The sequence below is a fragment of the Pantoea sp. UBA5035 genome (assembly GCF_002415245.1).
Lineage (GTDB): Bacteria > Pseudomonadota > Gammaproteobacteria > Enterobacterales > Enterobacteriaceae > Pantoea > Pantoea septica.
On sequence record NZ_DICD01000025.1, the window covers coordinates 48,313 to 60,911 of the forward strand.

General features: G+C 56.5%; 14 protein-coding genes and 1 other RNA gene. 9 read left to right on the plus strand and 6 right to left on the minus strand.

Annotation, left to right across the window (positions count from 1 at the left end):
- Positions 1-342 precede the first annotated feature (342 nt).
- Positions 343-1,965 carry an L-aspartate oxidase gene (nadB, locus tag B3229_RS16025; protein WP_048786757.1) on the plus strand — a complete coding sequence of 541 codons (1,623 nt, stop codon included), beginning with the start codon at positions 343-345 and terminating at the stop codon, positions 1,963-1,965.
- Here the strand turns inward: nadB and trmN are convergent.
- Positions 1,950-2,699, minus strand: a complete 750-nt coding sequence (gene trmN / locus B3229_RS16030) for a tRNA(1)(Val) (adenine(37)-N(6))-methyltransferase TrmN (RefSeq protein WP_048786759.1) — start codon at positions 2,697-2,699, stop codon at positions 1,950-1,952. The two genes, nadB and trmN, sit on opposite strands and share 16 nt — an antisense overlap.
- A 155-nt stretch (positions 2,700-2,854) precedes the next feature.
- Between trmN and srmB the strand changes: the two genes are divergently transcribed.
- A complete protein-coding gene (gene srmB, locus B3229_RS16035) occupies positions 2,855-4,183 on the plus strand; it encodes an ATP-dependent RNA helicase SrmB (RefSeq protein ID WP_048786761.1) in 1,329 nt (442 codons plus the stop codon).
- A 217-nt stretch (positions 4,184-4,400) separates the two neighbouring features.
- Here srmB and grcA read toward each other — a convergent pair whose 3' ends face one another.
- Positions 4,401-4,784, minus strand: coding sequence for an autonomous glycyl radical cofactor GrcA (grcA, locus tag B3229_RS16040; RefSeq protein ID WP_033754038.1), 384 nt, complete (start codon positions 4,782-4,784; stop codon positions 4,401-4,403).
- A 260-nt stretch (positions 4,785-5,044) separates the two neighbouring features.
- Between grcA and ung the strand changes: the two genes are divergently transcribed.
- The gene (gene ung, locus B3229_RS16045) at positions 5,045-5,728 is read left to right on the plus strand and encodes a uracil-DNA glycosylase (RefSeq protein ID WP_048786763.1); all 684 of its coding nucleotides are present in this window, start codon (positions 5,045-5,047) and stop codon (positions 5,726-5,728) included.
- A 55-nt stretch (positions 5,729-5,783) separates the two neighbouring features.
- On the opposite strand, the gene grpE is transcribed toward ung, so the two are convergent.
- Entirely contained in the window at positions 5,784-6,365 is a 582-nt protein-coding gene (grpE, locus tag B3229_RS16050; protein WP_033754166.1) for a nucleotide exchange factor GrpE, read from the minus strand.
- Positions 6,366-6,488: 123 nt separating this feature from the next.
- Between grpE and nadK the strand changes: the two genes are divergently transcribed.
- The 3 genes from nadK (at position 6,489) to bamE (ending at position 9,656) form a co-directional block, all read left to right on the plus strand.
- Complete coding sequence (gene nadK, locus B3229_RS16055; protein ID WP_048786765.1) at positions 6,489-7,367, plus strand: NAD(+) kinase; 879 nt, start codon at positions 6,489-6,491, stop codon at positions 7,365-7,367.
- Positions 7,368-7,450: 83 nt separating this feature from the next.
- On the plus strand, positions 7,451-9,112 hold the full coding sequence (gene recN / locus B3229_RS16060) for a DNA repair protein RecN (protein WP_286872393.1): 1,662 nt from the start codon (positions 7,451-7,453) through the stop codon (positions 9,110-9,112).
- Between the two features lie 196 nt (positions 9,113-9,308).
- Positions 9,309-9,656 carry an outer membrane protein assembly factor BamE gene (gene bamE, locus B3229_RS16065; protein ID WP_048786769.1) on the plus strand — a complete coding sequence of 116 codons (348 nt, stop codon included), beginning with the start codon at positions 9,309-9,311 and terminating at the stop codon, positions 9,654-9,656.
- A 68-nt stretch (positions 9,657-9,724) separates the two neighbouring features.
- Here the strand turns inward: bamE and B3229_RS16070 are convergent, their stop codons facing one another.
- Both B3229_RS16070 and B3229_RS16075 read right to left on the minus strand, forming a co-directional pair.
- Positions 9,725-10,018 (minus strand): RnfH family protein, encoded by a 294-nt coding sequence (locus B3229_RS16070; protein WP_033754051.1) that lies wholly within the window; start codon positions 10,016-10,018, stop codon positions 9,725-9,727.
- Positions 10,011-10,445 (minus strand): type II toxin-antitoxin system RatA family toxin, encoded by a 435-nt coding sequence (locus B3229_RS16075; protein ID WP_033754055.1) that lies wholly within the window; start codon positions 10,443-10,445, stop codon positions 10,011-10,013. The genes B3229_RS16070 and B3229_RS16075 overlap by 8 nt, the downstream gene beginning before the upstream one ends.
- 159 nt (positions 10,446-10,604) lie before the next feature.
- Between B3229_RS16075 and smpB the strand changes: the two genes are divergently transcribed.
- The 3 genes from smpB to B3229_RS16090 all read left to right on the plus strand — a co-directional run bounded on the left by smpB (position 10,605) and on the right by B3229_RS16090 (position 12,418).
- Positions 10,605-11,087: an SsrA-binding protein SmpB gene (gene smpB / locus B3229_RS16080; protein ID WP_033754058.1), complete on the plus strand. Its 483-nt coding sequence runs from the start codon at positions 10,605-10,607 to the stop codon at positions 11,085-11,087.
- Between the two features lie 44 nt (positions 11,088-11,131).
- Positions 11,132-11,495: a transfer-messenger RNA gene (gene ssrA / locus B3229_RS16085) on the plus strand.
- Between the two features lie 329 nt (positions 11,496-11,824).
- Positions 11,825-12,418 carry a serine acetyltransferase gene (locus B3229_RS16090; RefSeq protein WP_286872400.1) on the plus strand — a complete coding sequence of 198 codons (594 nt, stop codon included), beginning with the start codon at positions 11,825-11,827 and terminating at the stop codon, positions 12,416-12,418.
- Here the strand turns inward: B3229_RS16090 and B3229_RS16095 are convergent.
- Positions 12,404-12,599: hypothetical protein (locus tag B3229_RS16095; RefSeq protein ID WP_286872401.1), on the minus strand; the 196-nt coding region annotated here is incomplete at its 5' end. The two genes, B3229_RS16090 and B3229_RS16095, sit on opposite strands and share 15 nt — an antisense overlap.

The window sequence follows — 12,599 nt, forward strand, 5'->3', positions numbered from 1 at the left end:
GGTGGTGCGGCAAAAAGTTCACTTAACGCGCTGATGATGACTCTTCCGGAGGCGCTGTCATTTGTTTTTCATTCTCAAGACAGTGTAATCCAGACTGCGGCTATCAACGCAGAATCGCAGGCAGAGTACCTTATGACAGAGGCTTTTTCATCTTTAAATCCTGCCTTCGCCCCAGGTTTTATATAAAAAACGGGTTTTCGCTACGCTTTTGGCTAATTGGCTGATTTTACCGCTTTCTGCCGGTTAGTTGATCTAAACAGGCAGCACTGGTGTTTAAAATACTTCACAACACTGCGTGAAACGCCTATTCTCAAGCCACCCTTGTTTAGTAAATTAAACACTATGGCACACTCATTCTCTCCAGATTACCAGTGCGATGTTTTAATTATCGGCAGCGGTGCGGCGGGTTTATCGCTGGCGCTGCGGCTGGCGGCGCATTACGAAGTGCTGGTACTGAGCAAAGCGCAGGTCAGCGAAGGCTCTACCTTTTATGCCCAGGGCGGTATCGCCGCAGTGTTTGATGAGACCGACAGCATCGAGTCGCATGTGGAAGATACGCTGATCGCTGGCGCCGGCCTGTGCGAACGCGAGGCGGTCTCGTTCGTTGCCAGCAACGCGCGCCACTGCGTGCAGTGGCTGATCGACAACGGCGTCGCCTTCGATCGCGATCCGCAGGCGGCGGGCGATATGCCCTATCACCTGACGCGCGAAGGCGGACACAGTCATCGGCGCATCCTTCACAGCGCCGACGCTACCGGGCGCGCCGTCGAAACTACGCTGGTGAGCCAGGCGCTAAGTCATCCTCGCATCCAGATTCTCGAACGCAGTAACGCGGTCGATCTGATCCTGTCGGACAAGCTGGGCCTGCCCGGCCCGCGCCGCGCTGTTGGCGCCTGGATCTGGAACCGCAACCGCGAGCGGGTGGAAACCTGCAGCGCTCGCGCGGTGGTGCTGGCGACCGGCGGCGCGGCGAAGGTCTATCAGTACACCACCAATCCCGACGTCGCGTCCGGCGACGGCATCGCCATGGCGTGGCGCGCCGGCTGTCGCGTCGCCAATCTGGAATTTAACCAGTTCCATCCTACGTCACTGTTTCATCCTGACGCGCGCAGCTTTCTGCTGACCGAAGCGCTGCGCGGCGAAGGCGCCTGGCTGCTGCGGCCCGACGGCAGCCGTTTTATGCCCGACTTCGACGCACGCGCCGAGCTGGCGCCGCGCGATATCGTGGCGCGCGCCATCGATCACGAAATGAAGCGGCTCGGCGTCGACTGCGTCTATCTGGATATCAGCCACCAGCCGCCGGAATTTATCCGCGCCCATTTCCCGACGATTTATGAAAAACTGCTGACCTTCGGCCTCGACCTGACGCGGGATCGCATTCCCATCGTACCCGCCGCGCACTACACCTGCGGCGGCGTAATGGTAGACGCGCGCGGACGCACGGATGTCGAGGGGCTCTACGCTATCGGGGAAGTAAGTTATACCGGGCTGCACGGCGCAAACCGCATGGCCTCTAACTCCCTGCTGGAGTGTCTGGTCTACGGCTGGTCGGCTGCCGAGGATTTGATTCAGACGCTGCCGCAAAAAGCCGCGCCCGACAGCCTGCCGGCCTGGGATGAAAGCCGCGTAGACGATGCGGACGAGCGCGTGGTGATCCAGCATAACTGGCACGAGCTGCGGCTATTTATGTGGGATTACATGGGGATTGTACGCACCACGCGCAGGCTGGAGCGCGCGCTGCGTCGCATTAACCTGCTGCAGCAGGAGATCGACGAGTACTACGCGCATTTTCGTCTCTCCAGCGATCTGCTGGAGCTGCGCAACCTGACGCAGGTGGCCGAACTCATGGTGCGCTGCGCGCTAGCGCGCAAAGAGAGCCGCGGGCTCCATTTTACCCGCGACTATCCCGATATGCTGCCTGAAGCGAAGCCGACGATCCTGACGCCCTGTTACATAAAGAGGTAAAAGTCGCGGGTCAGGCTGCGCCAGGCTTCCGAATAGTGCGTATCCTGATTGCGGATCGCCATGCGCTCCAGCAGCGTTTCGCCCGCGCTGGGGGAAAAACCGAGCAGCACGCGATGCGGCGGTCGATGCGCATATTCCGCCACGTCGATGCGAAAACGCAGATGCCAGCCTGACGCTTGCGCCAGCGTAATCATGGTTTGTCCTACCGTTTCCGGCAGCACGACGCAGAAAAAGCCCTCTTCGTCGATCAAACGCGCCGCGTAACGCAGCAGGCTGGCGTGATCCAGCGTCGCCGTCGAGCGAGCCGCGTCGCGCGCCGGCGTGGCGCAGGCGACATCGGGCGGATAATAGGGCGGGTTGCTGACGATCAGCGAATAGCGCTGGCCGCAACTGTCGGCGAAAGCGGCGATATCCTGCTGATGGACGTGAATGCGCGCCGCCCACGGCGACTGCGCCGCATTCTCCTGCGCCTGCTGCGCGGCGGCGGCATCCAGCTCAACCGCGTCGATAAGCACCGCATCGGCGGTACGCTGCGCCAGCATCAGGGCGATAAGCCCGCTGCCGCTGCCGATATCGAGCACGCGGCGCGCGTTGGCGACCGGTGCCCAGGCGCCCAGCAGAATGGCGTCGGTGCCGACTTTCATGGCGCAGCGGTCGTGCGCCACGAAAAATTGTTTGAAGGTGAAACCGTTTCTTTTTAACACCGGCCGCACATGCGGCTTTTCCTGCGTCATACTCTGCAACCATTACCCTTTTTCCTGCCGTGCGGCAGCGCTTCAGTGTAACGTGACGGCGTGAGGAATACACGTAATGGGCTGGCCGGCGCGGATTAACAGATGAAGATTGCGTGCGATCTGTCTATAATCAGCGCCCCAAACTGAGGTAGACCATGACAGTAACCACATTCTCCGAACTCGAACTCGACGAAAGCCTGCTGGAAGCCCTGCAGGATAAAGGCTTCACGCGCCCTACCGCCATTCAGGCCGAGGCGATCCCGCCCGCGCTGGAGGGCCGCGACGTTCTGGGTTCGGCGCCTACCGGCACCGGGAAAACCGCCGCGTACCTGTTGCCGGTACTGCAGCACCTGCTCGATTTTCCGCGCAAGAAATCGGGGCCGCCGCGCATCCTGATCCTGACCCCAACGCGGGAACTGGCGATGCAGGTCGCCGATCATGCGCGCGAGCTGGCGAAACATACCCATCTCGATATCGCGACCATCACCGGCGGCGTGGCCTATATGAACCACGCGGAAGTGTTCAGCGAGAACCAGGATGTGGTGGTGGCGACCACCGGACGTCTGCTTCAGTATATTAAAGAAGAGAACTTCGACTGCCGCGCCGTTGAGACGCTGATCCTCGACGAGGCGGACCGCATGCTGGATCTCGGCTTCGCGCAGGATATCGAAACCATTGCGGGCGAAACCCGCTGGCGTAAGCAGACCATGCTCTTCTCCGCGACGCTGGAAGGCGACGCGATTAAAGATTTTGCCGAGCGTCTGCTTAACGATCCGGTTGAAGTCGAAGCCGATCCCAGCCGTCGCGAGCGTAAAAAAATTCAGCAGTGGTACTACCGCGCCGACGATCTGGAGCATAAAACCAAACTGCTGATCCACCTGCTGAAGCAGCCGGACGCCACGCGTTCCATCGTCTTCGTGCGCAAGCGCGAGCGTCTGCACGAGCTGGTGCAGTGGCTGCACGATGCGGGGATTCGCTGCTGCTATCTGGAAGGCGAAATGGTGCAGGCTAAACGCACCGAGGCGATCAAACGCATTACCGACGGTCGCGTCAACGTGCTGGTGGCGACCGACGTCGCCGCGCGCGGCATCGATATCGAAGATGTCAGCCACGTCATCAACTACGATATGCCGCGCACCGCCGATACCTATCTGCACCGTATCGGCCGTACCGCGCGCGCCGGGCGTAAAGGCACCGCGCTGTCGCTGGTGGAAGCGCACGATCATCTGCTGCTGGGCAAAATCAGCCGCTATCTGAATGAGCCGCTGAAACCGCGCGTGATCGACGAGCTGCGTCCGGTAACGCGCGCGCCAAGCGCCAAAACCACCGGAAAACCGTCGAAAAAGGCGCTGGCGAAACGTAAAGAGAAAAAAGAGAGCGAAGCGGAAAAACCGCGCGTGAAGAAACGTCATCGCGACGCCAAAAACGTGGGCAAGCGCCGCAAACCAAGCGCTGCCGCGCCAGCCAGCGGCGATGCGGAATAAATCAGCATCGTTATAAAAAAATCGCCTCGAATGAGGCGATTTTTTTTAGTTAAGCGCGCAAAACAACGATTATTCCTTTCGGATAAAGGCTAATAGCCAAAGCTCCGGATTGTTATCACGCCGCCAGCGCTGAAAAAGTTAAATATTAACTATTTTCAATAACCTGCCATTTACAATGCGGTGGGCGCTTTTTCTACACGCGCCCAAAGTTGCCAGATTACAGGCTTTCGGTAAAAGTACGGGTAATGACGTCACGCTGCTGTTCCGGCGTCAGGGCGTTGAAGCGCACCGCGTAGCCTGAAACGCGAATCGTCAGCTGTGGATACTTCTCCGGATGTTTAACCGCATCTTCCAGCGTTTCACGGCGCAGCACGTTAACGTTCAGGTGCTGGCCGCCTTCGATGCGTACCTGCGGTTTCATCTCCATCGGCACTTCGCGATATGCGAATTCACCCAGCTCGCTCACGGCGACAACCTGATCTTCTTCGTAACCCCCTTTCGCGCACAGGCAGCGTGCTTCCGCTTTTTCGTCGTCGATCAGCCAGAAAGAGTGCATTAAATCGGGATTATTGGTTTGAGTAATTTGAATGCCAGTGATCATAATTAGTTCTCCAGAACATGGCGCTATCCTGCTCAGCGCGGTGAGTAAATCAAATTATCGCCTTGATATAACACTCGCTTCTTGCAGAGGTTTTGACCTCGGTCAATTTTCACAGCCACGCTTTTCGCTGCTAATTTCAATTAATTGATTCAGATAAATTTTTACCTAAAAAATATTTTGTAAATTTCAAATATTTTTTACCTTCAACCTGGTGCGGCGAACCGTTAAGCTAACGGCATCGATCTATAAGGGAGCAGACCATGACGGATAAACTGACCTGGCACGACGTGCTGGCCGAAGAGAAAGAGAAACCCTACTTTACCGAAACCCTGAAACTGGTGGCGAACGAACGGGCGGCTGGCGTGACGGTTTATCCGCCGCAGAAAGATGTTTTCAATGCGTTTCGCCTTACCGAACTGGGCGACGTCAAGGTGGTGATTCTGGGTCAGGATCCCTATCACGGGCCGAATCAGGCGCACGGACTGGCCTTCTCGGTATTGCCTGGCGTGCCGGTGCCGCCCTCTTTGCAGAATATGTATAAAGAGCTGGAGCAGGAGTTTCCCGATTTTACGCGTCCGCAGCACGGCTTTCTCGAAAGCTGGGCGAAACAGGGCGTGATGCTGCTGAATACGGTGTTGACCGTGGAAGCGGGCAAGGCGCATTCTCATGCGCGCTTCGGCTGGGAAACCTTTACCGATAACGTCATTGCCGCGATTAATGAACATCGCGAAGGCGTGGTGTTTTTACTCTGGGGCTCGCACGCGCAGAAGAAAGGCAGCATTATCGATCGGCAGCGTCATCACGTTTTACAGGCGCCGCATCCTTCGCCGCTTTCCGCCCATCGCGGCTTCTTTGGCTGCGGCCATTTCGCGCAGGCCAACGATCTGCTGACGCAGGCGGGCGAGCAACCCATCGACTGGATGCCGCAGCTGCCCGCCAGCTGAGCCGCAAATAAAAACGGCCGCATCACCGTGCGGCCGTCTGACGTGCGTTGACTGCTTAGCTCTTCGCTTTCGCGACCGCAACCATCGCCGGACGCAGCAGGCGACCGTTCAGGGTATAGCCGCGCTGCATCACCATCATCACATGGTTAGGCGCCACGTCGTCTGACTCCATCATCGACATCGCCTGATGGATTTCCGGATTGAACGGCACGTTGGTATCGCCGACCACTTCAACGCCGAATTTGCGCACGGCGCCCAGCAGCGATTTCAGGGTCAGTTCGATCCCTTCAATCATCGACGCCAGCTCCGGGTTCTCTTTGTCTGCGACTTCCAGCGCGCGCTCAAGGCTGTCGATAACAGGCAGCAGCTCGTTCGCGAATTTTTCCAGCGCGAATTTGTGCGCTTTCTCAACGTCAATTTCGGTGCGACGGCGGATATTTTCCACTTCCGCCTGCGCGCGCAGCTGAGCGTCGCGTACGCCGGTCTGCAACTGCGCCAGTTCAGCTTCCAGCTGCGCAATACGCTCATCACGCGGATCCACCTCTACTGCCGTCTCCGCTTCCTGAGGCTGCTGCTGATCCTGTTGAATTTCGTCTGAGACTTGCTCGTTTGGGGTGTTCTGTTCTTTACTACTCATGAATTTCTCCGCGTTTTGCACATTCATCTCGCCAGTCCGCTTATTATGGGGATCGGTTTGACGGTTTCAAGGGAACCCATCACATTGCCTTGCCGTTTTGGCTTATGAGGAAAGACCCACCAAATGAACAAACACTTTAACTGCATTGGTATTGTAGGCCATCCGCGTCACCCTACCGCTCTCACCACGCATGAGATGCTATGGCGCTGGCTGACGTCCAAAGGTTATCAAGTGATTATTGAGAAGCAGATCGCGCAGGAGCTCAACCTTCAGGATGCCCAGACCGGCACGCTGGCGGAGATTGGACAGCAGGCGGACCTCGCCGTGGTGGTCGGCGGTGACGGCAATATGCTTGGCGCGGCGCGCGTGCTGGCGCGCTACGATATCAAAGTGATCGGCATTAACCGCGGCAACCTCGGCTTTCTCACCGATCTCGATCCCGACAATGCGCAGCAGCAGCTGGACGAGGTGCTGCAGGGGAATTATTTCGTCGAAAGCCGTTTTCTGCTTGAGGCGCGCGTCTGTAAAGATGCGTGCTCGCCGCGGCTCGGCCTGGCGATCAATGAGGTGGTGCTGCACCCCGGCAAAGTGGCGCACATGATCGAGTTCGAGGTCTATATCGACGAAGTGTTTGCCTTCTCGCAGCGTTCTGACGGCCTGATTATCTCTACGCCGACCGGCTCAACCGCCTATTCGCTGTCGGCAGGCGGCCCGATTTTAACCCCTTCGCTCGACGCCATCGCGCTGGTGCCGATGTTCCCGCATACCCTCTCGGCGCGGCCGCTGGTGATCAACAGCAGCAGCACTATCCGACTGCGCTTTTCGTCGCGTCGCAGCGATCTCGAAATCAGCTGCGACAGCCAGATCGCCCTGCCGATTCAGGAAGGCGAAGATGTGCTGATCCGCCGCAGCGAGAACCACCTGAACCTGATTCACCCTAAAAACTACAGCTATTTCAATACGCTAAGCTCAAAACTAGGTTGGTCGAAAAAATTGTTCTAATTTCAGCGCGCCCTCTTTACTGGATAAAAAACCAGTTTATACTGTACGAAAAACCATATCTGTTTTTCCATACAGGTGATTCTATGCTGGCACAGCTGACCATCAGTAATTTCGCTATCGTTCGTGAGCTCGACATTGATTTCCAACGCGGTATGACGGCGATTACCGGTGAAACCGGCGCGGGTAAGTCTATTGCCATCGACGCCCTCGGTCTGTGCCTTGGCGGTCGCGCCGAAGCGGACATGGTGCGTCAGGGCGCCGCGCGCGCCGACCTCTGCGCCCGCTTTAACCTCAAGTCGTCGCCTTCAGCGCAGCGCTGGCTCGAGGAGAATCAGCTGGATGACGGCAACGAGTGCCTGCTGCGCCGCGTCATCAGCGCCGACGGCCGCTCACGCGGCTTTATCAACGGTACCGCGGTGCCGCTGTCGCAGCTGCGCGATCTGGGCCAGCTGCTGATTCAAATCCACGGTCAGCACGCTCACCAGCTGCTGCTTAAACCCGACCATCAGAAACACCTGCTTGACGCCTACGCGGGCCATGACGATCTGCTGCGCCAGATGCGCAGCGACTATCAGGCCTGGCATCAGAGCTGTCGCAATCTGGCACAGCATCAGCAGCTGTCGCAGGAGCGCGAGGCGCGCCGCGAGCTGCTGCAGTATCAGCTGAAAGAACTCAACGATTTCGCGCCGCAGGCGAACGAGTACGAGCAGATCGACGAGGAGTACAAGCGCCTCGCCAACAGCGGTCAACTGCTCTCTACCAGCCAGCAGGCGCTGCAGCTGCTTGCCGACGGCGACGACAGCAATCTCAACAGCCTGCTCTACACTGCGCGGCAGATGGTGACCGAGGTGGTAACGCTGGACGACAAGCTGAGCGGCGTGCTCAATATGTTGGAAGAGGCGGCAATTCAGCTCAGCGAGGCGAGCGACGAGCTGCGCCACTACGTTGACCGGCTCGATCTCGATCCCAACCGCCTGTATGAGCTGGAGCAGCGCATCTCGCGCTATATTGCGCTGGCGCGTAAGCACCACGTCGCGCCGGAAGGTCTGGCGGAGCTGCATCAGCAGCTGTTGACGGAGGCCGAGCTGCTTTCGCAGCAGGAGAGCGATCAGGAGAGCCTGCAAGAGTTAGTAAGCGAACACTATCAAGCTGCTCTGCGCAGTGCTGAGCATCTACATCAGCAACGTCAGCAATATGGCGCCGAACTTGAGCAGCTGATTACGCAAAGTATGCACCAACTTTCTATGCCGCACGGCCGTTTTACTATTGCGCTGGCGTTTAATCCCGACCACCTCACGGCGGACGGCGCGACGCGCATCGACTTCCAGGTAACCACCAACCCAGGCCAGCCTCTGCAGCCGCTGGGTAAAGTGGCGTCCGGCGGCGAACTGTCGCGTATTGCGCTGGCAATCCAGGTGATTACCGCGAAGAAGATGGAAACGCCGGCGATGATCTTCGACGAAGTGGACGTCGGCATCAGCGGCCCGACCGCCGCCGTCGTCGGACGCCTGCTGCGCCAGCTGGGCGAATCAACCCAGGTAATGTGCGTTACCCACCTGCCGCAGGTGGCGGGCTGCGGCCATCAGCATTTCTTTGTCAGCAAAGAGACCGACGGCGCGATGACCGAAACCCATATGCAGGCGCTGGACAAGCGCGCGCGCCTGCAGGAGCTGGCGCGTCTGCTGGGCGGCAGCGAGGTCACGCGTAATACCCTTGCTAACGCGAAAGAACTTTTAGCGGCGTAACGGCCGCACTTTCTTCCCGCTGCGTGGTCATATGCTTGCTCTGTCGATGTAGAGGTTTCCAATAGCGAAAAGGTTTATTATCATCGGCTACTTATGTCGCCTGAATAATAAAGCCTGCCGCAGGCAGAGTTCAGAATTTGATGGCAAAAAAACAGCCTGAGAAAAAGGCGTTTGGCCCCAGAAAAGGAATGTAGAGATGCGCTGTAAAACGCTGACTGCCGCGGCAGTGGTAATGTTGATGATGACCGCCGGATGCTCCACCCTTGAGCGCGTGGTTTACCGCCCAGATATCAACCAGGGCAACTACCTGGTCGCCAACGATGTGGCGAAAATCCACAACGGCATGACGCAGCAGCAGGTCGCCTATACGCTCGGTACGCCGATGATGCGCGATCCCTTCGGCAGCAACGTCTGGTATTACGTGTTCCGCCAGGAGCCAGGCCATGAAAACGTGAAGCAGCAGACGCTGACCCTGACTTTCGACAGCAACGGCATCTTGACCAATATTGACAACAAGCCGAATCTGACTGCAGCGAAGGACTGATCGAACTCGCAACAAAAAAGGCGCCGCTGGCGCCTTTTGCTTTTCTGGCTGATCTGCGCAGACTGGCGCTATTTTTTGCCGCCGGCTGAACGCTCAGCGCGCTGACGACGCAGCTCTTTGGGATCGGCGATCAGCGGACGGTAGATCTCTACCCTGTCGCCTTCCTGCAGCGTATCGCCCAGCTTCACCGGGCGGCTAAAAACGCCCACTTTGTTTTGGCTGAGGTCGATATCGCGGCGCAGCTCAAGCAGGCCGGATGCGACGATCGCCTGCTCGACGGTGCTTCCCTCTTCCAGCGTGACGACGCGCTGATACTGCTTCTCCGGCAGCGCGTAAACCACCTCAACGGAAATCTCAGGCACTGTAGACCTCTTTAGCGCGCTGAGTGAAAGCCTGCACCATGCTGTTGGCCAGTTCTTTAAAGATGCGGCCGAACGCCATCTCCACCAGCATGTTGGTGAATTCAAAATCGAGGCTCAGCTCAACCTTGCAGGCGTCATCGCCCAGCGAGATAAACTGCCATCCGCCGGTAAGCTTGCGGAACGGCCCGTCGACCAGCTGCATATGGATGCGCTGATTGTCGGTAAGCGTGTTGCGCGTGGTGAATGTCTTACTGATGCCCGCTTTTGAGACGTCTACCGAGGCCGTCATCTGATTTTCAGAGGATTCGAGCACGCGACTGCCGGTACAGCCCGGCAAAAACTGTGGATAGGCATCCACATCGTTGACCAGTTGGTACATTTGCTCAGCGCTGAAGGGCACCAGCGCTGAACGACTAATCTGAGCCATAATGGTTCCTGTTCATCACAAAACCGCTGAATTGTAGCATTTCCAGCGATCAAACAAAAATTCCCCGCATTGAGAGGTGTGCTAGAATATCCCGTTTCCCGGTGCCCCGCTGGACAAGGGGTGCGATGGCCGCCTAAGTGATGTAAAATACGCCGCACTATGACAAAGAAAAAAGTACATAAACCCGGTTCTGCCACTATTGCCCTTAACAAACGCGCCCGTCATGAATACTTCATTGAAGAGGAATTCGAAGCGGGATTGTCGCTACAAGGATGGGAAGTCAAATCGCTCCGCGCGGGTAAAGCCAACATCAGCGACAGCTACATTCTGCTGCGCGATGGCGAAGCTTATCTGTTCGGCTCAACCTTCCAGCCGCTGGCCGTCGCCTCAACGCACGTTGTCTGTGATCCGACGCGCAACCGTAAGCTGCTGCTTAATCAGCGCGAGCTCGACTCGCTCTATGGCCGCGTTAACCGCGAAGGCTATACCGTAGTCGCGCTGTCGCTTTACTGGAAGAACGCCTGGTGCAAGCTGAAGATTGGCGTGGCGCGCGGTAAGAAAGAGCATGACAAGCGCGACGACATCAAAGAGCGCGAGTGGAAGCTCGATAAAGCGCGCATTATGAAAAATCGTAACCGCTAATCGCTGGATAGTTTTAAAGTTTTTTGCTAGAGTAGTTGGTTCCTGGGGCTGATTCTGGATTCGACGGGATTTGCGAAACCCAAGGTGCATGCCGAGGTGCGGTAGGCCTCGCTAAAAAACCGCAAAAAAATAGTCGCAAACGACGAAAACTACGCTTTAGCAGCTTAATAACCTGCTAAGAGCCCTCTCTCCCTAGCCTCCGCTCTTAGGACGGGGATCAAGAGAGGTCAAACCCAAAAGAGATCGCGTGGATGCCTTGCCTGGGGTTGAAGCGTTAAATCTAATCAGGCTAGTCTGTCAGTGGCGTGTCTGTCCGCAGCTGCCAGGCGAATGTAAAGACTGACTAAGCATGTAGTACTGAGGATGTAGGAATTTCGGACGCGGGTTCAACTCCCGCCAGCTCCACCAAAATTCTTCAAAGATGATTACCAGAGTCATCTGTAGAAGTCCTGAAAGCCCGCACGGCGCAAGCCTGGCGGGCTTTTTTGTGTCTATAGCTCTTCATACATAGCTTTTAGCCTGCCCCAAATTTTGTTTCTCATCACCTCACCGATGCATTTTCAGCGCCATTCAGAGTCAAGCCGCCTCCTCAGGGGTGAATTTCAGTACTTATCCATCATGCTTCCAGGATGCCAAACAATACCCCATAAACGTCGTCCTCAGGCAAGCGGCTAACGTATAATGCTCAAAATCCTTACCCTCTTAACAAAAAAATAAAACTTCAGAATGGAATGCTGATGAAAGCTCAAAACGACAAAAACCTTCTGCTACTAAAAGAGTGTTTGCAGAAAGAAGTGATGATGAACGCTAAGCCGTTCTCCTGGCCAGGAGTCATTCATAAAGCCATTAAATGCCCAAAGCGACGCTACTATTTCTGGTGGCGCATCGCCTCCTACTGGTATCAGAACAAAACAGGCGTTTTAAAGCAGGCCGCGCTGCGAATCAACCGGAAGCTGACGTTGAAATATGGTACAGAGATTGAGTTAGGCGCGAGGATATTACCCGGACTTGTGATTACTCATCATCAAGGCATCGTTATTAACGGATCTGCCGTTATTGGGCATTCATTTCGTATCAGGCAGAACACCACGATTGGCATAACAGGCAGTAATCCTTCTAAGCTGCCGATTTCAATCAAGATAGGCAATAACGTTAGCATTGGTGCTAATAGCTGCATTATCGCCGACCAGGTTGTTATTGGCGATAACGTGGTGATTGGGGCCATGTCATTTATTAATAAAGATCTGCCGGATAACAGTAATGTGATAACGGAGAAGACGTTAAAGATTACTATCAGGCAACCTGAATTGCAGGATTCAATGGCCGAGTAAGATAGTTAAGCTATTTTCATCCGGAAAACGCTGTTGGATGGCGCTGCCGATTCTCCACTGCTGCTGCGCCGCTTTATAGCTGTCGGTCACGGCCAGCGCTTTATTGTAGGCGGCCCAGTCTTCCTTCGACGCGCCTTCGCTCACCGCCGCCTTTGTCGTTGAGCTGTCGCTGCCGCCGTGG